Here is a 22,670-nt window from a genome sequence, read left to right as displayed (position 1 = left end):
GTCGGCGCTGAGCTAGCTTGCAGGGCGTGGAGGGTGGCGACGAGACGATGGCCGTGCTGCGCTCGGGCGTGGCGGCGACGAGCGCGCGATTGGCGGCGTTCGTCGAGGCCACAGCCGCTGGCCGGCCGCTCGTCGTGGGCCCGTTGTTCGCGATCACCGCCGACACGGGGTCCGACGCAGCGGGCGCGTCCGACGCAGCGGGCGCATCGGATGACGCGGTCGCCGTGTCACTCGCCATGCCGCAGTCGGGTCGGTTGGCCGATCTCGTCGATTCGTTCGGTCTGGGTCCGTACGAGGTCGGTGTACTCGTCGCCGCACTCGCCCCGGCGGTCGATGCCCGTCTCGCTCGCCTGCTCGCAGATCTCGACCGTGCAGGGCGCAGTCGCCTCACGGTCGACCTCGCCCTGTCCCTCACCGGCGCCACGGCCTGGAGCGCGACGGATCGAGCGGCGCTGAGTCCGATGGGTGTGTTGATCCGGGGAGGTCTCGTCACGCGCTCCCCGGCGGCTGGCTCGTCCCTCGACGACACCCTGACGGTGTCCGAACGGGTGATCGCGCATCTGCTCGGCGGTGACGAGATCGACCCGGTGCTGGTTCCGCTGATCGAGCGGCCGTCCGCCATCGCATCGCCGGTGATCGAGGGCGTGCAGCGAGCGCTCGCGGCCGGGCTGTGGAACGTGTGGATCCACGACCGGTCGGGCAGCGGCGCGAGCATTGCCGCCACTGCGTTGGCGGCCCTGGGCGCACCCGCGGTGTCGATCGACGTGGAGCGACTGGGGCCGGAACAGCGGTTGGTCGACGTGTTGCGCATCGCCCTCCGGGAGGCCGGTCTGATCGGCGGTGGCGTCGTCGTCGGTCCGATCGACGCTCGACGCGACGCCGAGGCGTTGGCCGGACTCGACCGTGACCCCGTTCGCCCGCTGGTGATGGTCTCGGCTGCGACGTGGAATCCGGCGACGTCGCCCGTCACCCCGGCCCTGGTCGAGGCACCCGCCCTCGGCCCCGACGCTCGAGCGACACTCTGGAGCGACGCGTTGGAGCGGCAGGGCATCGACGCGCCGGATGCTGCGGTCGAGATGGCCGCACTGCGTCTCGGCCCGGCTCAGATCGAGTCGGCGGTCGCCTCGGCGTCGGCAGCCGCGGTGGCGTCGGGTGCTCCGCTGTCGACCGCCGTTCTGCGGGCGGCGGCACTCGGTCACGGCGCGACTCGGCTCGGGCAACTCGCTCGACGGCTGGTGCCGAGCGCCACTTTCGACGACCTGGTCCTGCCCGACGATCTCGTGGCCGAACTGCGAGCGTTGCCGAGTCGCTACGCGAATCGCCACGTCGTGCGCGAGACCTGGGGGCTCAACCGGTCGGGCGACGGCAACGGGGTGACGTGCTTGTTCGCAGGGCCGTCGGGAACCGGCAAGACGCTCGCCGCCGAGGTCGTGGCGAACGCGCTCGGCGTCGACCTGTTCGTCATCGACCTCAGCCAGATCGTCGACAAGTACATCGGCGAAACCGAGAAGAACCTGGAGCGGGTGTTCGCCGAAGCGGAGTTCGTCAACGGCGTCCTGCTGTTCGACGAAGCCGATGCGTTGTTCGGCAAGCGGTCGGAGGTGCGCAGTTCGCACGATCGGCACGCGAACGTCGAGGTCGCCTACCTGCTGCAGCGCATGGAGCGCTACGACGGGATCGCCGTCCTCACGACCAACCTGCGCAACAACCTCGACGACGCGTTCTCGCGGCGACTCGACGTCGTCTGCGCGTTCGTCGAGCCCGACGAGGCCGCCCGCCTCGTACTGTGGCAACAGCACCTGCCGAGCAGCCTCCCCTGTGCGGACGACCTCGATCTCGCGCTGCTGGCCGAGCAGTTGGAGATCTCCGGTGGCGTGATCCGCAACATCACCCTCACCGCCGCCCATCTCGCTGCGAGTGCCTCACAGCCCGTGACGATGCGCGATCTGGTCGTGGCGTCGGCACGCGAGTACCGCAAGATGGGACGGCTCTTCACCGCGGGAGCACTCGAACCGTGGCTGGCGGCGGGCTAGGGTTCATCGACGCCGAAACCTGGGAGGGTCGAACGTTGAAGCACGCAGCCCAACGCAACGAGGCAGCGAATCGGACCCCGCGCACCACGGCCGACTTCGAACCGCTCGACCAGCCTGGTGCCCGGCGCCGCCCGATCTCCGTCGGCTCCGTCAACGACCCGGCCGAACGCGACGCTGATCGACTCGCCGCGCAGGCACTGGCGATCTCTCGGTCCTATCGCACCGACGATTCGACGCCCGCGACCGCGATGCCCGTGACCGGCGATGCAGCGACTGTCAGCGACCCGATTCATCGCTCCGCTGCGGCCGGCCACGACCGGCTCGATGACGTGTCGCTCGATCACGCAGCGCTCGAGCAGGCGTCGACGCAGGGCCGGCCGCTCGATGCGAACGTGATCGAGCGCATGGAGCACGGGCTCGGAGCGGATCTGGGCGACGTTCGGATCCACACGGGGTCGCAGGCCGACTCGGTGGCTCGCTCGATCCACGCCGAAGCGTTCGCGCACGGTCGCGACGTGTTCTTCTCCGACGGGGCGTACCAGCCCGGCACGACGCACGGTGATCACGTGCTGGCACACGAATTGGCGCACACGGTGCAGGATTCGTCGAGTGATGCCGTCCATCGGTTCCCGGCGAGTTGGGCGACATCGCCGGTGCCGTGGAAAGGGTTGACCGGCAGCGTGTTCCGCCCCGGTGAAGGGGCGTCGGGCGGCGTCTACATCCTCACCACGAACCAGCCCGACGGGGCGGTGAAAAAGGTCGTTGCCAAACCGATCTTCGGATCGAACGGGCTTGGGCTGAAGGAGTCCGGCGAGCAGATGGCGTTCAGTGACAAGGCGCTCGGCGACCTCCTCGGCTTGCGGAGTCCGGTCTCGCGGATCGTGAACTCGGGTGGCACCGAGTTCGCGCACCTGGTCGAGGTCTGCACACCGAAACAGCCGCAGCCGACGACCGACGAAGAACGTGAAGACTTCGTACCGCTCTCGGCTGCGCAGGGCTTCGTCGTGATGTCGGAGGTGCCGAACGCGACCTCGGTCGCCGGTCTCGCCGAGAAGGCGGGAACCGACAAGCGCGCCGGCGCCGACCTCTACCGAACCGTGTTCGATTCGGTCTTCCTCGCCGAGCTCGGCCAGCTCTGCATCGGCGACCTGATGCTCGGCAACCCCGACCGCATGGTGCTCGGGGCGATGAACCTCGGCAACGTCATGTTGTCGATGCAGGACGGCACCGGACAACTGGCCGCGATCGACACGACCGCGTACTTGCCCAAGGTGATGGACCCGTCCGAAGTCGCGAAGGAGGTGAAGGCTCAGGGTGGTTTCAACTCGCTCAAGCGTTCGTTGGACAAAGGGCCGGCGTACCACCTCGACGCGTTCTTCGAGGTGCTGGTCGCTCGGATCAAGAACTCGACGCCGGGCGGTGGCGACCCGAGCATCCCGCCGGCCTGGGAGGTCATCGAGACCACCTATGCAGCGAATCGCAACCGATTCCTGGCCAGCTTCGAATACGGCTGGCAGGACGCGATGATCACCGCGTTGTCGCTGTCGATGGGTGACGGCAGCGAGGTCGATCGTGTCGGAGCAGGCTTCGACGACGATGACACCGACACCACGTCACTCAAGTCCAACCTGGCGTACATCGGCGAGCGTGCGCAGGGTAAGTCGCACGAAGAGTCCGTTGGGCGCTCGATTGGGATGATGGCCGCGAAGTGGATGGAGACCGTCGATCACGATCGCATGACGCCACCGCGTGACGAGCTCGACCGACGCACCGTCGCTGCCCCGTCGGGCAAGGCGCTGAAGGCCGACGTCGTGGACACCGGGCTGTTGTCGCCGACGCTGTTCAAGCATGTCGCTCGGGAGTACGGGGTGCTCGAACCGAAGCCGTACGAGATCCTGACGTCGACACCGGGATTCGTCGAGTCGTCGAGGCGTCGGGTCGATCAGGAGGTGTCGCCGACGAAACTGCGCAAGAAGGGGCTCTTCAAGTCGAAGTCCGAGGAACCGCGCAACCGCAGCGTCGTCAGCCACTTCGTCGTCGACGCGACGGCGGCGGGGTTCGGTGCGGCTCGAATCGCCGACTCGTTGAAATACCTGCGATCGGTGTCGATAGAGGTCGACGCGCTGCGGGCCGGGGTGTTCGACAAGTCGACGGCTCGCAGCGTCGCCGGGCTCATGGAGAGCGTCGACCAGCAGGCGCGGACGAATGCTGCGGCAGCGAACCGCTGGGAATCGCAGGTTCGCACGGCGAAGAGCGTGTTGCCGAAGACGAACTACCAGCGTGGACCGGCATTGGTGGCTGGCCTCGGGCTCGCCGAGGTCAGCCTGCAGCGAGCGCTGGAGGAGGCCGACAAGCTGAAGGCGATGGATCTGCGATCAGCCGCATCTCGCATCCGTGCGAGCGCATGATCGCCTCCGTGAGTTCGGGCGGATACCGTACGGACGGTCACTTGCCCTCGTAGCTCAGTCGGATAGAGCGGTCGCCTCCTAAGCGACAGGCCACAGGTTCGATTCCTGTCGAGGGCGCGATGGAATCGGTTCGCCTCCCCAATGCCTACCTCGACCTCCTCGACGCGCCGTTGACCGCGTTGCTCGCCACGGTCATGCAGACCGGTGCTCCACAGGTGTCGCCGGTCTGGTTTCTTCGTGACGGTGACGACATCCTCGTCAGTTCGGTCGGCGGACGGCTCCGTGAGCGTCACGTGCGTGCGAACCCACACGTGGCGTTGACCGTCCTCGATCCGCAGAATCCGATGCGCTACGTCGAGGTTCGCGGCACGATGACGGTCAACGCCGATCCGCAGGCGGCCACTCGTGACGCCGTCTGTCGCAAACACGGCTACCCCGATGGGTCCGCCTTCGACCAGCCCGACACCCCTCGGGTCACGCTGCGCCTCACGCCGACCTTCGTCGTCGAGCACTGATCTCGCCGACACCCGACGATGTGGGGCCTCCGACGCGTCGAGTCGAACGACGCCACTCGCCGGGTTCGCACAGCGGGTGCAGCGGCAGCGTTCAGGTCGCGACGTCGAGCGACGATCGTGCAGCGATGCGCGCCGTGAATGCGGGAGCGAGCCAGACTCCGATGCCAGCGACGAGCGAGCCTCCGGCGATGACGGCCCAGACGTCACCTGGCGGAACGTCGAGTTCGAAGTAGTCGCGCAGCCAGCCGATCGACATGACGGCGACATAGAGCAACCCCATCGCCACGGCGAGGCCGACCTTCCACGCCTGCATCGGCCGGCTGATCAAGACGAGCACGACGAGGCCCGCCGCCAAGAGTGTGATCGTCGCGGCGGTACGGGCCTCGGCGAGCGACACGCTGTCGAAACGTCGCACGATCTCGTAGACGGCGTAGGCCGCTGCCCCCGAGACGGCGCCCGCCGGTAGGGAGAAAAGCAGGACTCGTCGCAGGAAGCCGGGGCGCACCAGCGCCTCGTTGGCCGACAGTGCGAGGAAGAACCCGGGGACCCCGATCGAGAAGGTGCCGATCAGCGTGAGCTGGCGCGGCAGGAACGGGAACGGCGCGCCGCTGATGCCGACCAGCAGCGTCAGCATCACCGCGTAGGTCGCCTTCGTGATGAACAGGTTGGCCACTCGTTCGATGTTATTGATCACCCGTCGACCTTCGGCGAGCACACGCGGCAGGGTGGCGAACGTGTTGTCGAGCAGCACCAACTGTGCGACCGCTCGTGTCGCCGATGACCCCGACCCCATGGCGATCCCCATGTCGGCGTCCTTCAGTGCGAGGACGTCGTTGACGCCGTCGCCGGTCATTGCAACGACGTGACCGCGTGACTGAAGCGCCCGCACCATCGCTCGCTTCTGATGCGGCGTCACGCGGCCGAACACGCGCTGCTCCTCGACCAGATCGGCGAACGCGCCCGCCTCCCGATCGAAGTCGGGCAGTTCGCGAGCGTCGAAGCCGCTATCGGCACCGCCGACGCCGGCTCGCCGGGCAACCGCTGCGACCGTCGCAGGGTTGTCGCCGGAGATCACCTTGATCGTGACCCCCTGGGCTCGGAAGTACTCGAGGATCTCCGGGGCGTCGGGCCGGACGGTGTCGGTGAGGTTGATGATCGCAACCGGATCGAGGTGGTCGGGGCGCGTCTCGCCCTGGTGTGCTCCGTCGGCGTGGCAGAGCACGAGCACACGATTGCCGGCGTCAGCCTCCGCGTCGACGAGCGACCGAGTGGTGCGATCGTCGACGTCGAGGAGGATCTCTGGCGCGCCGATGTAGAACGAACCGCGACCCTCGAAGTGCGTCGCCGCCCACTTGCGCGCCGAGCTGAACGGCGTGATCTCGGCCGCGATCCACTCGTCGGCCGGAGCGTCGAATCGGGTTCCGATCGCGGCGAGGGTCGCGTTCGGATTGGGGTCACTGGCGACGAGTGCGCCGAGCGCTGCGGCGACGAACTCGTCGGAATGGGTGCCTTGGGCCGCGACCGATCCGAAGCTGATCTCACCGGTCGTGATCGTTCCGGTCTTGTCGAGACACAGCGTGTCGACCCGGGCGAGGAGTTCGACCGAACTCAACTCCTTCGCGAGTGCCCGCCGGCGAGCCAGGGCGATGATGCCGACGATGAAGGCGAGGCTGGTGAGCAGCACCAGCCCGTCGGGCACCATTGCGACCGCGGCGGCCACGGTGCCCTGCAGCGCATCTTGCCAACGGTCGACTTCGTCGGATCGGAGTTGACGGATCAGGAGCAGTCCGGCGGCGGGCGGAATGATCACGGTCAGCCAGCGCAGGATCGTGTTGACGCCGTTGCGGAGCTCTGAGTCGGCGAGCTTGAAGACGCGAGCCTCTTCTGCGAGTCGGGCGGCGTAGCTGTCGGCGCCGATGTCGGTCGCTCGGTAGAGCCCGGAGCCCGCTGACACGAAACTGCCCGACATGACGTTCGAGCCGATCGACTTCTCGACCGGGTCGCTCTCGCCGGTGAGGAGCGACTCGTCGATGTCGAGTCCGATCGCTTCGGCGACCTCGCCGTCGACGACGATCTGGTCGCCGGGCTTGAGCACGAGGAGTTCGTCGGCAACCACCTCGCTCACCGCGAGTTCGACGTCGATGCCGTCGCGGCGAGCGGTAGCTTTGGGCGCGTTGAGGAGTTCGAGCTGGTGGAGCGTCCGACGCGCCCGGATCTCCTGCACCACGCCGATCACCGAGTTGGAGATCACCACGCCCGCGAACAGCGCGTCGGCGGGATAGCCGGCGAGGAGGATCAGCACGAACAGCGTGGAGATGATCGCGTTGACGGGCGTGAGCACGTTGGCCCGCACGATCTGACCGAGCGTCCGCACCGGTGCATCGGGAACGTCGTTGGTGCGGCCGTCGGCTCGGCGTTCGGCGACCTCGGTACTCGTCAAACCCGTCGTCAGATCTCGCCCAGCGTCGGGTGCGTTCATGAGACCGTGACCGTAGCCGGATCAGCGAACGAAATGGATGCGATCGAAGCGACGGCGAAACTCGCCGACATCGGCAGCGACGAGTTCGGGATCCGATGCGTGGAGTGCCCGAACGAGCAGCGCAGCGAGTTCGGGCATGTCGCTCGGCGTCATCCCCCATCGAACCATCTCGTTGGTGCCGAGCCGGATCGCGCTCGCCGCGCCGGCAGCATCGCCGGGGACGCCGATCGCTGAGGTGAGCAGGTTCGCTCGTCGGAGTCGAAGGGCGAGAGCATGCCCGTCGCCATGGTCGCCTTCACGGCCGTGCCCACGGGACTGCACGGCGAAGGCGTGGGATTGCGTTGGTCGCCCATGCGCGAGGTGGACGTCGACGTCGACGGCGAGCAGTTCGTCGGCCAGCGCCGTCGCTGTGGCCACCATCTCGTTTGCGTATGCGGAGCCGACGGCGAGCCAGTCGAGCAACGTCAACGCGAGCGCCGCCGTCTTCGCCACGTCGAAGTTCGCGGTGAGTCCGGGGAACGCGATCGTCTCGATCCGCTGAGCGATGGCCGCCTCGGTGGTGACGAGCAACCCCGATGGAGGCCCACCGAGGCTCTTGTAGGTGCTCATCGTCATGACGTGGGCACCGTCGGAGAGCGGGTCGGGCCACGCCCCGCCTGCGATGAGCCCGGACAGGTGTGCTGCGTCGAAGAGCACCGTCGCGCCGACGTCGTCCGCGATCGCGCGGATCGCCGCGACGGGATGTGGCGTCAGGTTCAGGCTGGATCCGAGAGAGATGACGGCCGGACGTATGCGGCGGGCCAGCGCCTCGACGCCCTCGAGGTCGACCGTGTACGCGTCGGGATCGATCGGTGCTTCGTGGATCTCGAGGCCGTAGAGACCGGCGGCGCCTGCGCTGTGGTGGGTGACGTGACCGGCGATCGACGCCGGAGGAACGATGATCGCATCACCCGGCTGAGCGCAGGCCATGAAGGCGTAGAGGTTGGCGAGGGCCCCGGAGCCGACGCGCACCTCGGCGAACGGCGCCCGGAAGACGCGAGCGGCGAGTTCGGCTGCGATGACCTCGATTTCCTCGACCGCCTCCAGCCCCATCTCGTACTTCTCGCCCGGGTAGCCGAGCGACGGGCGACTTCCGAGGTTCGCCGACAGCATCGCTTCGGCCCGGGGATTCATCACGTTGGCGGCCGGGTTGAGATTGACGCACTCGATCTCGTGGATCTCCCGGTTCCGTTCGATCAACGACGCGAGACGGTCGTCGGTCGCCTGGAGTTCGGGCTCGATCGAGCTTGCGAGGTCGTCGATGCGAGCCGCTGCGCCATCAGGCAGCCAGGGTCGTCGCTCGAGTCGGGGGAGAGGGTCGGTCACGTCGGTCACGTCGGTCGGAGATGCAGTCGGATATGGCTCATGCCAGTCGGAAGTCGACGCCGCCGATGTGGTGCGTCTCGCCGACCCGTGAGCGGTCGACCGCGATGAGGTCGACTCCGTCGATGCCTTCCCCGCGGGCGGTGGCCGGAGCGAAACCGACACTTGCGTCGAGTTCGAGGCGACGCCAACGCTGGGCCATGCCGGCTGGATCGTCGGCGCCGACCGTCACCCCCGCGATGCCGCCGACGACGTCGGAACCGAACGGGGTCCACGCCGGCCCCGCCCACGTCCAACTGCCCTGCGGCACGGGCTGGTCGATCGACACGATCGCGCCGCCGACATCGCGTGGGTGCAGATGGCGCCCGCGAATCGTCGGGAAGTCTCCCGCCCAGACGATGCGCACGTCGTTCGCTCGGAGGTGCTCGACGCGCCGGTCGAGGTCGTCGACTTCGTAGATGGCCATGTAGCCGCCGTCGCCGCCACGTTTGTCGAGCAGCCGACCGGCTGTGGTGAGGTCACTGGTGGGCGAGACGACTTCGAGGAACTGGTCGCCGATCACCATCAGCGCGTTGTGGAGTCCGAACTCGGCGACACCCGGGTCGTGGAAGCACACCGAGAGATCGAACGTCGAGCAGAGTTCGTCGACGACGGCGTCGAGGTCGGCGGCGACGAGGGCGACCTGGCGGAGTCGGATCATTCGTCAATCGTAGGTCGCCGGCTGCATCGGCGCCCGCTGTCGGGTGGCGATACGAACGAATTCGGTTCGCCAGCGTCGCGATGGCGGCTACTTTCTGCCCGTGCCGCTCGCCGTCTCGCCTCTCGCCGTGGTCGGCCCGGCGGGCTCGGGGCGTTCGGTACACACCGACCGCTGGGTTGACGGTGTGCAGCGCTCGTTGGGCCGCTCGTGTCGCCGATTCGACGCGGGACGTCTCGTCGATGCCTCGTCGACGATGATCCAACGCTGGTCGAGTGATCTGTTCGACGTCCTTCGATCCGACGAGGCGGTGGTGATCCACGACATCGAGTGGGTTCACTGGTGTGGGAGCGAGCTGATCGAGGAGTTGCTCGACCACTTCGACAGCGAGCCCGACACCGCGCTCGCCGTCACGGCGACGGGCTGGCCGGTGGGTCGAGCGCTCGACTCGCTGTTCGAGGCGATCGCACGACGCGGTTCGTTGACTCGGACGGGCCCGCTCGATCTGGCCGACTTCGGCTTTGTCCTCGCCGACCGCAGGAATGCCGGTCACAGCGCCGGTCACCGCACCGAAGCCGGCAACGGAGCCAGCATCGAGATGCTGCACGACTCGACCGCCGGCATGGTCGGACTCGCCAACCTGGCACTCGAGCACGGGTGGGCCGGCCCCGATGCCCCGTTGCCGCCTGCCCTCGTCGACGCCGTGGTCCGGCGGGTCCGGCGCCAGCCCGCTGACGTCGTCGCCGTGGCCGAGTTCTGCTCGATCGGCGCCGACCCGCTGCTGGCGCGAGCAGCCGTTGCTGCGTCGCCGGCATCGGCCTCGCTCGCCGACGGTGATGAGCTCGAGCGCGCCTGTCGCGCGTCGGGGTTGTTCGACAGCGAACGCATGATCCCGCTCGTGTTCAACGCGATCGATCTCGACCTCACCGACGCGACCCGACGCCGTCGGGCGACGCAGCTGCTTGCTCATCGACCTGATGAGTCGACCTTGCGGTCACAGCTCGTGTTGATGCTCGACGACGACTCGACACGCGAGCTCGGGATCTCACCGACGGAGGTCGCGGCATCGGCGCTGCATCTCGGCGACGCGTCATCTCTCGGAGCAGTCGGCGCGTTGCCGGACGACGACTCCGAGGCGGAGCTGGTGCGGTTCGGCGTCGATGCGCGGATGCTGCGTTGGGAACGAGCGGCCGAGCGAAGTGTCGGGACCGAGGTCGGCGCGCTCAACGTGGTGGCGAGTGCGCTCGTCGGTCGTCTCGAGGACCGCGCGGTCCTTGCAGACGCGACGAGTCGACCCGCGGCGTGGGCGACGATTGCGGAGTCGATCGTCGCGTGGGCCCACGGAGACGCCGATGCCGCGATCACCGCAGCGACCCGTGGTGCCACCGACGCATCGCACGATGGCGCCGAGGTCCCGGCGGGCGTGACTCCCGCGGCGCTCGCGGCGCTGGTGTCACTCGACGTCGGCGACGCATCGCTCGCCATCGATCTGCTCGATGTTGCGATACGACGCGACACGGGAGGCCCGGGGGAGCGCCGCTTTCACCACCAACTTCGTGCGTTCGCGTCGATGCAACTCGGGGAGTATCAACTGGCACTCGATCTGGTGCGCGACCGCGACGACGATGCGTGGATGCATCGCGATCGGCTCGTGCGAGCGGCGATCGACGTCGCGTTGGCTCGACGATCGGGCGACATGGCCCGGCTGCGCGACGGGTGGAAGCGGGCGGAGATCTTGCTCGCCAGCAAGACGGTCTCGTGGCTGTTCGCGGATCTGCTGATCGAGCTGCTGGCAGCGGGCGCGCGGCTCGGCGATACCCGACGCACGGGTCCGCTACAGCGTTCACTCGTCGAGCAGCTCCGTGGGCTCCCGGCGGCCGGACCGGGAGCAACGACGGCAGCGTGGGTCGAGACGCAGGTCGCCGTGGCGTCGCAGGACTGGTCGCTGCTCCCCGACCCGGCACCGTTGACCGGGGGAACCGATGCCCGCAGCGCGGCTCGGCGGTCGGCGTTGCACGCTTGGACGTCGATCGGCAACGGACGTGGCGACGACGCGTCGATCCGGGTCGCCGCCGACGAACTCGCGGGTGTCGGCGATGCGTGGGAGGCATCGCGCCTGCTCGGTCAGGCGGCTCTGGACCATCCCGACCCGGTGCAGGCACGCGCGCTCTTGGAGTCGGCGCGGGCGATGGTCGTCGCGCCCACGGAATCCCACGACGGACTCGTCGCCGCGGGGCTCTCGGAACGAGAAGCCGACGTCGCTCGCCTGGTGGTCGAGGGCAACACCCATCGAGAGATCGGTGCGACCTTGTTCGTCTCGCCCAAGACCGTCGAGCATCACGTCGCAAAGATCCGTCAGCGTCTCGGAGCGTCGTCGCGAGCGGAGATGATCGCACGAATTCGCGAGCTCGGCGAGAAATGACGCGATGACGAACCGGCCGCTGTTGGGGCACTCGCTGGAACGTGAAGTGTCCGCTGAGCAGGGAAGACGTGCGGGTTCTGCCGGTCGACGGCGCTGCCGACGTGAGGATCCCCTACGACACCCAGGCGGTTGGGGGGCGATCCCCGATGCCTGGTTAACGGTGGGTCGTCAGAGTGGTGAGTGTTCGGTTCGACCGAACGCCACTGAGAACCACCACCGACAGGAGTCGAACCGATGAATCCTCAAGACACGCTCACCGAACTGCTCGCCACGCTGCTCCGCCGCCCAGCGGAAGCGCAGGCGTACGCCATGGACCCCAAGGGGTACATCGACGACAAGATGGGCGACGCCGACATGTCGTCGATCGACATGCGCACCTGCGTCGAGCAGGCGACCGTCATCGCGGAGATGCCGCCGGCCAAGGCGACAGAGGTCCAAGAGGCGATGTTCCAGCCCGCCCAGGCGATCCGCGTTCCGGGCGATCCGATGATCGATTCCACCGGAGCGCCCATGCCGGGCGTCGTCTATCAGGACCAGCCGATCGGCAAGGGCGACAAGCCCATGGACGACAAGCCCATGGATGACAAGCCCATGGATGACAAGCCCATGGATGACAAGCCCATGGATGACAAGCCCATGGATGACAAGCCCATGGATGACAAGCCCATGGATGACAAGCCCATGGATGACAAGCCCATGGATGACAAGCCCATGGATGACAAGCCCATGGACGACGTCGTGATTCGCCCCGACGGGCATGGTGGTCTGTGCATCGAGCCACGCGACGACTACGACAAGGCCGACTACGCCGCTGACAACTATCAGCCCGATGTCGAGATGAGTCCGGAATGCGTCGAGTACACGGTCAGCAACTGCGTCGTCACCTGCCACGCCGATCGGCGCGAGATCTCCGAGGTGCTCTGCGACACGCGTACCTACGAGGATCCGTATCCACGAATCGACGACCGTGACGTCTGCCCGACCAACGACGGCGGCAAGCCGTACCCGCTCTACGACGACGAGGGCTACGACCAGTACGGCTACGGCAAGGACGGGTACGACCAGTACGGCTACGACGACAAGGGCTACGACCAGGACGGGTACGACAAGAACGGCTACGACCGGGATGGTCACGACGCCGAGGGCTACGACAAGTACGGCTACGACGACAACGGGTACAACGCCGACGGCTACAACGCCGAGGGCTACGACATCGATGGCAACCGCTACGGCGTGGCTGACGGCTGCGACAAGGACGGCTACGACCACAACGGGTACGACCAGTACGGGTACGACCGTGAGGGCTACGACGCCGAGGGCTACGACAAGTACGGCTACGACGAGAAGGGCTACAACGAGGACGGGTACGACCGTGAGGGCTACGACGTCGAGGGGTACGACAAGTACGGCTACGACGAGAAGGGCTACAACGCCGACGGCTACAACGCCGAGGGCTACGACGTCGAGGGCAATCGCTACGGCGACGACCAGGGCTACGACCAGTACGGCTATGACCACGCCGGCTACGACCAGTACGGCTACGACCGGTACGGCTACGACGACAAGGGGTACGACCAGTACGGCTACGGCAAGGACGGCTACGACCAGTACGGCTACGACCGTGACGGCTACAACGAAGACGGGTACAACCGTGAGGGGTACAACGCCGAGGGCTACGACAAGGACGGCGCCCCGTACGCCGAGCAGGAGTACGTCGACGGCTACGACCACAACGGCTACGACCGAGAGGGGTACAACGCCGACGGGTACGACAAGTACGGCTACGACGGCGACGGGTACGACCGTGATGGCTATGACAGCTACGGGTACGACCAGTACGGCTACGACCAGTACGGCTACGACGCCGACGGGTACAACCGTGAGGGGTACGACGACAAGGGCTACGACCGAGATGGCAACGCCTACGAAGGTGGCGGCTACGACCAGAACGGCTACGACCACAACGGCTACGACCAGTACGGGTACAACGCTCAGGGTTACGACCAGTACGGGTACAACGCCGACGGCTACGACGCCGAGGGCTACGACCGCAAGGGGTACGACGACGACGGGTACAACGCTCAGGGGTACGACCAGTACGGGTACAACGCGGATGGCTACAACCCCCAGGGCTACGACCAGTACGGCTACAACGCGGATGGCTACAACGCCCAGGGTTACGACGCCCAGGGTTACGACCGTGAGGGCAACGCACCCGACCAGGCGCCGATGGACGAGTACGTCGAGGAAGCCCCGATGGACGAGTACGTCGAGGAAGCCCCGATGGATGAGTACGTCGAGGAAGCCCCGATGGACGACGCCTACGGCAACGGGCACGTGACCCCCGAGCCCGAGATGGAGCCGGCGATGGCCGACGCCTACGGAGCGGGCGAGCCCGAGCCGATGCCGGAGCCCGAGCCGATGCCGGAGCCGGAGCCAGAGCCGGAGCCGATGCCGGAGCCCGAGCCGATGCCCGAGCCGGAGCCGATGCCGGAGCCGATGCCGGAGCCCGAGCCGATGCCCGAGCCGGAGATGGAGCCGGCGATGGACATGGAGCCGATGGACGAGATGATCATCGACTGACCACGACGAAGTCGACCACTCCGACGCACTGGCGCCCCGGAACCTCAGGTTCCGGGGCTCTGGTGCGTCGGTCGGTCGGTCGAATGGTCGATCTCTGTCACGATGGCGTCAGCCCGGTCCGACGTCGCAGGCGGACACGATCACGAACGAGCACGAACGAGCACGAACGAGCACGACGAGCATGAAAGATGATGACGAACCGATGGTGACGAACGACAGCGACCCCGACGCGACGTCGAGCAACAAGACCCCAGATGATGGTTCGAAAGATGGTGGTTCGAACGCGGACGTGCTCGCGGTGGTCGAGAACGGGATTGCTGCCGCCACGGCGTACGGACGCCCGGATCTCGCCTCCCGCCTTCAGGCGACCCGCGCTCGCCTGCTCGAGACGAGCGTGAACGTCGTGGTCATCGGGGAGTTCAAACAGGGGAAGAGCTCGTTGATCAACGCGCTCTTGAATGCGGAGGTCTGCCCGGTCGACGACGACATCGCCACCGCGGTGCCGACGTCGATTCGCCACGGCGCCGAGCGTTCCGCCGCTGCGGTCCTCGACGCGTCCGATGGTGCACGAGAAGACGATCGCGGAGACGAGGGCATGCAACGACGCCCGATCGAGTTCGGCCAGATCGCAGAGTTCGCCACCGAGCGAGCGAGCGACCTCGACGCCGACCTCGCGGGCAGCATTCGTGGCGTCGAGGTTCGACTGAACCGTCGACTCCTCGAGACCGGTCTCGTGCTGGTCGACACGCCTGGCGTCGGCGGTCTCGGTTCGGCGCACGCCACGGCAGCCCTGGGGGCGCTCTCGGTCGCCGACGCCGCGATCTTCCTCAGCGATGCGTCACAGGAGTACACCCAGACCGAGATGGGCTTTCTCCGTCAGGCACTCGAGATGTGTCCGCACGTGGTCTGCGTGATGACCAAGACCGACTTCTACCCAGCGTGGCGCAAGGTGCAGGCCCTCAACGACGGACACTTGCGCGATGCGGGCTACGACCTGCCGACCCTGCCCGTCTCGTCGATGCTGCGGCTCGAGGCGATCCGGCGCAATGACAAGACGCTGAACGCAGAGTCGGGATTTCCCGAGTTGATCACGCGCCTGTCCGACGACATCGTCGCGGGCGCCGCGCATCGGGAACGCACCATCGCGCAGGCCGATCTGCTCGCCGTCACCGAACACCTGAGCGGCCAGTTCGAAGCGGAATTGTCGGCGCTCAACGACCCGGTGGCCAGAGCCGAACAACTCCGTCGTCTCGAGGAGGCGACCGCTCGTTCCGAGCGCTTGCGCAGCCAGGCGGCGCGATGGAGCGTCACGCTCAACGACGGAGTCGCCGATCTGACGAGCAACGTCGATTTCGACTTCCGCGAACGCATCCGCCAGGTGACCACCGAAGCCGATGCTGCGATCGCCAACTCCGACCCACTCGAGACATGGGCGGAGTTCGAGCCGTGGCTGGCCGAACGGGTGTCGTTCGAAGTCGTTTCGAACTATCGCTATCTGACGGAATCGTCGCTGGAGTTGAGCCGCACGGTGGCGCAGCACTTCGAACTCGACGGTGGCGAGGTGCTGGCCCAACTCGACATCTCGAACCCGACGACGGCGCTGTCTCGTGTCAACGTCGACACGTCGATCGATCTCGACGCTCCGAACGTGCGGGCCAAAGGCATGACGGCGTTGCGCGGCTCGTACAGCGGCGTGTTGATGTTCACGATGCTCGGCACGATGATCGGCGTCGCTCCGTTGACGCCGATCGTCGTCGGAATCGGCCTGGTGATGGGACGCAAAGGGTTGAAGGACGAAAAGGAACGCCAGCAGACCCAGCGTCGCGGTCAGGCCCGTACGGCCGTGCGCAAGTACTGCGACGATGTCACCTTCCAGGTCGGCAAGGACTCGCGTGACACGCTTCGGCGAACGCAACGCAAGATTCGCGACTTCTACACGGCTCGGGCCGAGGAGGTGCATCGTTCGACGACCGAAGCGCTGAGTGCTGCGAAGCAGGCGGCGCAGACCGGGGAGCAGGAGCGGTCGGGTCGCCTTCGCGACGTCGAGGCCGAGCTCGCTCGATTGGCCACGCTGCGAGAGCGAGCCCAGCGGCTGCTACCGGCGTCGAGTACGACGGAGGTGGGGCGATGACGATGGTCGACGACGTTCGAGGGATTCTCGACGAAGCCGATCGTGTGTTCGCCGGTTCGTCGACGCAGACGGAAGTGATCCGTCTGCGAACGCGACTCGACGAACCGCTACGGGTCGCGATCGCCGGCAAGGTGAAGGCGGGCAAGTCGACGTTGCTCAACGCGCTGGTGGGCGAGTTGCTCGCCCCGACCGACACCGGCGAGTGCACGAAAGTGGTGACCTGGTATCGCGACGGTCACTCGTATCAGGTGATGCTGCATCCAGCCGATGGCAGCGCAGCGGTGCAGGCGCGGTTCTCGCGCGACGACGGCGCGATCGACGTCGACCTCGGCAGCCGACGTGCTGTCGACGTGGATCGCCTCGAGGTGACCTGGCCGTCGGGCCGGCTGCGGACGATGACGCTGATCGACACGCCCGGCGTCGACTCGTTGACCGAGGGCGTCGCAACGCGAGCGTTCGAGTTCCTCGATCCCGACGACAACGACACACCGGCCGATGCGGTGCTGTATCTGATGAAACACATCCATGCGTCGGATCTGCGGCTGCTGGAGGCGTTTCACGACGATTCCGTGTCGTCGCCGAGTCCGGTGAACGCGATCGCCGTGCTCTCGCGCGCTGACGAGATCGGCGCTGGTCGGGCGGACTCGATGGACTCCGCAGCACGCATCGCCGCTCGACTCGGCGACGACCCACGGCTGCGGCGCCTCGTGCAGATGATCGTGCCCGTGGCCGGTCTGCTCGCCGAAACCGCGGAGACGCTCACCGAGTCGGAGTATCGGGAACTCGCGTCGTTGGCCGAGCGGCGAGGCGACCTCGAAGTGTCGCTGCTGTCGACCGACCGTTTCGTCGAGGCGACGCCGGAGACGCCGCTCACGTCGCTCGATCGTGAGCGTCTCCTCGGTCGGTTCGGGTTGTTCGGCCTGCGAACCGCCATCGACATGATCGCTGACGGCACCGCGACGACGAGTCAGCAGCTGTCCGAAGCGCTGGTTCGCCTGTCGGGGTTGGTCGAGTTGCGGTCGGTGTTGAACACGCTCTTTCTGGGTCGAACCGACGTCTTGAAGGCGCGTTCGGCGATGCTCGGGGTGGAACGGCTCTGCCACGATCACGCCGCGTTGCCGGGCGTCGAGCGTCTCGCGTCGACACTCGAACGGTTGACGGCGAGCGCGCATCCGTTCAACGAGATGAACACGATGGCCGCGATCCGCAGCGGCTGGATCAGTGGCAATGCACAGCAACTCGCGGAGCTCGAACGGCTCCTGGGTGCGAACGGGACCTTGGTCGAGCAACGGCTCGGACTCGACGCGCACGCCTCGGCCGACGAGGTCCGCTCGGCGGCTGCCGCCGCGTTGTCGAAGCTGCAGCGTTCGGCGGAGAACCCATTGACCACCCACGATCTCGCCACCGCGATCCGCGTCGTGATCCGAACCCTCGAAGGGATCCTGGCCGATGCGACCTGAGCGGGTGGGTTACTCGAACCCGTCGAACCCGGCCGGGTCGTGGTCGCCGTCCGCATCGGATCCGACGTCGATCTCCCGGTGGGAGCCAAACGTGTCGACGCCGTCGTGGTCGGTGTCGGCGTCGAAGGTCGCGGCGGGCTCGAACAACACCGATTCCCGTTCGGTCTCCAGTTCGGCCTCCAGTTCGTCTCGCATCGGATCGCTCGGCACGGCGTCCAGCGGTTCGTCGAGCACAGGCTCCCGATCATCGTCGGCGCCAGCGCCGTACGCGGTGTCGATCGCTGTGTCGCGTTCCGGCTCGTCGTCGGAGCCGGGCCCGTTCGGCGCCGGCGCATCACCGGGATCGCCGCCGTCGTCGTCGGGATCGTCGGGATCGTCGCGGTCGATGTCGTGCATGGGATCGACGTCGTGAGGTGGCTCGGGAGGTGTGTCATCGAGCGGCAGCCGATCGATCACCGGGTCGAACGGGATCGGACTCGCCTCGATCGCGAGGTCTGCCAGGAGTTCGGCATCGCCGACGGTCGCCGTGTCGGCATAGTGCCCGATCGCTGTGTCGATGAGCGATGGATCGACGCCCTCGACGCCCGCCTCGCGCAACGCCCTCTCGAACGAAGCGCGGTCGGGCACGACGGGCGCGTTGCGCAGCAGGTCTGCGATCGCGTCTCGAATCGTCACCGTCGTCACGGTAGCGATGCGGTGTCGCTGCGGCATGGGGGATGTCCCCGTCGCGGCCCCGAAACCTCGTCGTCGATCGTCTCGACGTGCCGCAACGGCGTGCACGGCGACGCCACGTTCGTCCATAATCGACCCACAGCACTCCGCCCCCGGAGCACACCACACGCAAGGGAGTCACGTTCGTGACATATCAGGTAGGCATCGATCTCGGCACGACGTTCACCGCAGCAGCGGTGCATCGCGACGGCCGCAGCAGCATCTTTTCGCTGGGCAGCCAGGCGGCGTCGATCCCGTCGGTCGTCTTGCTTCGCGAGGACGGGACGGAGTTGACCGGTGAAGCGGCCGTGCGGCGTGCGCTGACCGAGCCCGAGCGGGTGGCTCGAGAGTTCAAGCGTCGACTGGGCGACACGACCCCGATCATCGTCGGCGGTGCGCCGTACTCAGCCGAGCAGTTGATGGCTCGGCTGTTGACCGCGACGCTACGCGAAGTCGAAAAACGCGAAGGGGCCCCGCCGAGCCGGGTCGCGGTGACGCATCCGGCGAACTGGGGTCCGTACAAGATCGATCTGCTGCAGCAGGCCGTCCGGCTGGCCGGACTCGACGCGTCGTCGGTCGACCTGCTGGCGGAGCCGCAGGCTGCAGCGATCCATTACGCCACGCACGAACGCGTCGAGGTCGGCACGATCGTCGCCGTCTACGACCTCGGCGGCGGCACGTTCGACGCGGCGGTGTTGCGCAAGACCGACACCGGCTTCGACATCATGGGCCGGCCGGAAGGCATCGAACGCATGGGCGGCATCGACTTCGACGCGGCCGTGTTCGCTCATGTCAATCGGGCGCTCGACGGCAAACTCCAAGAACTCGACCCCGACGATCCGATGGTGATGAGTGGGGTGGCTCGTCTGCGTGAGGACTGTGTGGGGGCAAAGGTCGCCCTGTCGTCCGACACCGACGCCACGATCCCGGTGTTGTTGCCGAATCTGCAGACCGACGTCCGCATCACTCGCAGCGAGTTCGAGTCGTTGATCCGGCCGTCGCTGTCGGACTCGATCGCCGCGATGCATCGAGCTCTCGAGTCGGCGGGGATCACTGCGGACGACGTCGGCAAGGTGCTCCTCGTCGGGGGATCGAGCCGCATTCCGCTGATCGGGCAGTTGGTGTCGTCCGAACTCGGGCGTCCGGTGGCGGTCGACGCCGATCCAAAGCATTCGATCGCCCTCGGCGCGGCCACCTTTGCTGGCGGTGTTGCCGGTGCTGGCGGTGCTGGTGACATGGATCGGGGCGGGGGACTCGGGGCTGCGGGTGCTGCAGCGGTGGCCGGTGCAGTTGGCGGCGCCGCGGTCGCCAGCGCCGCCGAGGCCGGCCAGGTGGGCGCCGAGCCGCTTCCGGAGATCGTCGAAGCAACGCAGCCGATGTCGGTGCCGATCGAGCCGTCGATGGCGCCCACGGCGGCGATGCCCATGGTGCCGACGAACCCGACTGCACAGATGCCGACCACCGCGCCGGGCGCGATGCCGCCGCCCGGAGCGATGGCCCCAGGGGGTGCGGTTCCTCCGGGGACCGCGACGACGCCCCTCGACGCGGGAGCCGGTGGACAGAAGTCGAAGACGCCGTTGCTCGTCGGCGGCGTCCTGGCGTTGCTGCTGATCGCCGTGGGCGCCTTCGTCGTCCTCGGCGGTGGCGGTGACGACGACACGGTGACGACACCGACCGACGCACCGGTCGCTACCCAGCCGGCCGAGACGCAGCCGCCTGAGACGCAGCCAGCGGAGACGCAGCCGGCCGAGACGCAGCCGCCTGAGACGCAGCCCGCCGAGACTCAGCCGCCTGAGACGCAGCCCACCGAGCCGCCGCCACCGAGTGACGCCGAGCTCACGTCGGCGGTTCAGGCGGCGGTCGCTGCGGTGAGCCCGGCGATCAGTGCCTCCGTCACCGATGCGGTCGCAACGCTGAGCGGACAAGTCGATCAGACGACCGCCGATGCGGCGGTCGCCGCTGCAGGAAGCGTCGAGGGCATCACGAGCGTGCAGTCGGCGCTCGACATCCTGGAGCCCGACGAGGTCTGCACCGACGAGATCCAGAGCGAGGATCGGTGGGCCTGCGTCGTCGCAGCCACCTTCGATGGGACCACGGTGCGCGCCGAGTTCATCGATGGCGGGACGTCGTGGGAGATCGCCGGGAACCACCTCCACTTCTTTGCCGACTCGACCGAGCCCGAAGCGGCCGGAATCGACGGCGTCGGCGTGTCGACCGGCGGCGGACTCTGGGAGGTGTGGGATGAGTCCCCGTTCTTCGAAGCGCCGGTCAGTGCGTTCGGCGGTTCGATCGATCGCCTCTGCGTGCGTGTCGCACTACCCGACCACAGCCTCGAGTCGATCGACTCCGGCAACTGCTGGCCGGTAGAGCAACTGTCGGGGTTCCGTGCACCGACTGCGGCGCTCCCCGGATCGATCGGACCGGCCACCTCAGGCGTCGAGCGTCACCTCTGCACCATCCCCTCGGCGACTCGGCTCGGCTGACCGACATCGAGTCCGGGTCGGTCGAGCGCAGCTGAGCGAGTCGGCAGGCCGTCACGCCGTCGACCGCCGGCTCGTCTCTCCCAGCACGAACACCAGCCAGAGGATCACCACCACCATCAGTCCAGCGAGGACGAACGATGCTGCGCCGAGCCCAGCCGCCGAACCGACGAAGCCGACGACCAGCGGCCCGATGATCTTGCCCGAATCCTGGATGACCGCGATTGCCGCGAGGAACGGGCCGGGACCCTCGTCGGGCGCGAGGTCGCTGCCGAGCGTCAGCAACGTGCCCGAACTGAGGCCGTTGCCGATCCCCATCGTCGCACCGGCGACGACCGCCCCAGTGGTCGTGTCGGCAGCGCCGAGGATCACCAGGCCGATGGTCATGAGTCCGAACGAGGGGATCATCGCGGCGAGTCTCCCGAACCGGTCCATCACGAATCCGGCGACCGGGAACAAGAGGAGGTCGGCGGTCGTCCCGACGGTGACGAGCGCGCCGACCGCCGTCGGGCTCAAGCCGAGATCATCCCCGATCAGTGGGACCACGACGTAGCGCCCTTCGCGCACGGCCATCGTCAGCATCGGCACGATCGCCACCATCGCGAGCAGCCGACGATGGGTCCGGATCGTGGCGGCGAGACCGATCGGAGGTCGCGCTGGGGCCGACCCGACCGGCGGCGGTTCGTCGATGACGTCGGGTGACAACAACGGAGCGATCACGCCGACTGCGGTGACGGCACCGGCGACCGCGAACGTCGTGGTGAAGCCGAACGTGTCGGCGAGGACACCACCGAGCAACGGTCCGACGAACAGTGACATACGAAAGGCCCCACCCAGGGTCGACATGGCCCGCCCTCGTACCAGCGGTCCGACCTGGCGGGTGATGTAGGTCTGGCGTGACAGTCGCAGCGCGATGTTGGCCATCCCGGTGCCGAGCCGAAGCGCGACCAGCGCGATCGCTGCGTCGGTCACCCCGAGCAGCGCCGCCGTGATCGCGAGCGCACCGAGCGCGACGAACATGATCCGGCGTTCACCGAAGCGAGCGATCGCCGCGCCGGCAGGCAGGCCGCCGAGGGTGGCTCCTGCACCGACGCTCGCAAGCACGATCGAGGTCACTCGCAGCGAGAGCCCGGCGTCGGTGAGGTAGAGCGGCAGGACCGGGACGAGCAGCGCCAGACCGAACGTGCCGGCGACGGTCGGCAGGTACACCGGCATGACGAGGCCACGCAGCACGTCACGGGGTCGTTCGTCGATCGTCACCGATCGGAACCTAGCGACCCCGAAACCCGACGGTTCGCCCCGACGCGTTCGCCTTCGGCGGCTGGATGGGCCATGATGCAGGTGTCACGACTTCGGGGGAAGCGTGGCCGAGTCCACGACCGGCGGAAC

The 22,670-nt window shown here is 67.6% G+C and carries 13 protein-coding genes and 1 tRNA gene; 9 read left to right on the top strand and 5 right to left on the bottom strand.

Translation table 11 applies throughout. The features are described from left to right. Positions 1–26: 26 nt before the first annotated feature. The 4 genes from ACE37B_RS20900 (at position 27) to ACE37B_RS20885 (ending at position 4,956) form a co-directional block, all read left to right on the top strand. Complete coding sequence (locus ACE37B_RS20900) at positions 27–2,033, top strand: ATP-binding protein (RefSeq protein WP_409925284.1); 2,007 nt, start codon at positions 27–29, stop codon at positions 2,031–2,033. A gap of 35 nt (positions 2,034–2,068) precedes the next feature. Continuing rightward, positions 2,069–4,441 (top strand): DUF4157 domain-containing protein, encoded by a 2,373-nt coding sequence (locus ACE37B_RS20895; RefSeq protein WP_409925283.1) that lies wholly within the window; start codon positions 2,069–2,071, stop codon positions 4,439–4,441. A gap of 43 nt (positions 4,442–4,484) precedes the next feature. After that, positions 4,485–4,558 (top strand) — tRNA-Arg (locus ACE37B_RS20890). 2 nt (positions 4,559–4,560) lie between these two features. Beyond that, positions 4,561–4,956, top strand: coding sequence for a PPOX class F420-dependent oxidoreductase (locus ACE37B_RS20885; protein WP_409925282.1), 396 nt, complete (start codon positions 4,561–4,563; stop codon positions 4,954–4,956). Positions 4,957–5,047: 91 nt separating this feature from the next. Here the strand turns inward: ACE37B_RS20885 and ACE37B_RS20880 are convergent, their stop codons facing one another. From ACE37B_RS20880 to ACE37B_RS20870, 3 genes are read right to left on the bottom strand one after another with little or no spacing between them, the layout of a single operon-like run. Then, positions 5,048–7,435 (bottom strand): HAD-IC family P-type ATPase, encoded by a 2,388-nt coding sequence (locus tag ACE37B_RS20880; protein ID WP_409925281.1) that lies wholly within the window; start codon positions 7,433–7,435, stop codon positions 5,048–5,050. A 21-nt stretch (positions 7,436–7,456) separates the two neighbouring features. After that, a complete protein-coding gene (gene glyA, locus ACE37B_RS20875) occupies positions 7,457–8,800 on the bottom strand; it encodes a serine hydroxymethyltransferase (protein WP_409925280.1) in 1,344 nt (447 codons plus the stop codon). A gap of 37 nt (positions 8,801–8,837) precedes the next feature. Beyond that, the gene (locus tag ACE37B_RS20870; RefSeq protein WP_409925279.1) at positions 8,838–9,497 is read right to left on the bottom strand and encodes a hypothetical protein; all 660 of its coding nucleotides are present in this window, start codon (positions 9,495–9,497) and stop codon (positions 8,838–8,840) included. 100 nt (positions 9,498–9,597) lie between these two features. Between ACE37B_RS20870 and ACE37B_RS20865 the strand changes: the two genes are divergently transcribed. The 4 genes from ACE37B_RS20865 (at position 9,598) to ACE37B_RS20850 (ending at position 18,090) form a co-directional block, all read left to right on the top strand. Next, the gene (locus ACE37B_RS20865) at positions 9,598–11,916 is read left to right on the top strand and encodes a LuxR C-terminal-related transcriptional regulator (protein ID WP_409925278.1); all 2,319 of its coding nucleotides are present in this window, start codon (positions 9,598–9,600) and stop codon (positions 11,914–11,916) included. Positions 11,917–12,150: 234 nt separating this feature from the next. Then, complete coding sequence (locus ACE37B_RS20860; RefSeq protein WP_409925277.1) at positions 12,151–14,499, top strand: hypothetical protein; 2,349 nt, start codon at positions 12,151–12,153, stop codon at positions 14,497–14,499. A 181-nt stretch (positions 14,500–14,680) separates the two neighbouring features. Continuing rightward, a complete protein-coding gene (locus tag ACE37B_RS20855) occupies positions 14,681–16,630 on the top strand; it encodes a dynamin family protein (RefSeq protein ID WP_409925276.1) in 1,950 nt (649 codons plus the stop codon). Beyond that, positions 16,627–18,090: a dynamin family protein gene (locus ACE37B_RS20850; protein WP_409925275.1), complete on the top strand. Its 1,464-nt coding sequence runs from the start codon at positions 16,627–16,629 to the stop codon at positions 18,088–18,090. Before ACE37B_RS20855 ends, ACE37B_RS20850 begins: the two co-directional genes overlap by 4 nt. 9 nt (positions 18,091–18,099) lie before the next feature. Here ACE37B_RS20850 and ACE37B_RS20845 read toward each other — a convergent pair whose 3' ends face one another. Continuing rightward, entirely contained in the window at positions 18,100–18,765 is a 666-nt protein-coding gene (locus ACE37B_RS20845) for a hypothetical protein (RefSeq protein WP_409925274.1), read from the bottom strand. Positions 18,766–18,947: 182 nt separating this feature from the next. Between ACE37B_RS20845 and ACE37B_RS20840 the strand changes: the two genes are divergently transcribed. Then, positions 18,948–21,284 carry an Hsp70 family protein gene (locus ACE37B_RS20840; RefSeq protein WP_409925273.1) on the top strand — a complete coding sequence of 779 codons (2,337 nt, stop codon included), beginning with the start codon at positions 18,948–18,950 and terminating at the stop codon, positions 21,282–21,284. Between the two features lie 51 nt (positions 21,285–21,335). Here the strand turns inward: ACE37B_RS20840 and ACE37B_RS20835 are convergent, their stop codons facing one another. Continuing rightward, on the bottom strand, positions 21,336–22,541 hold the full coding sequence (locus ACE37B_RS20835; RefSeq protein ID WP_409925272.1) for an MFS transporter: 1,206 nt from the start codon (positions 22,539–22,541) through the stop codon (positions 21,336–21,338). Positions 22,542–22,670: the final 129 nt, after the last annotated feature.

The organism is Ilumatobacter sp., assembly GCF_046290335.1.
Lineage (GTDB): Bacteria > Actinomycetota > Acidimicrobiia > Acidimicrobiales > Ilumatobacteraceae > Ilumatobacter_A.
This window is presented reverse-complemented; position numbering and strand designations above follow the sequence as displayed.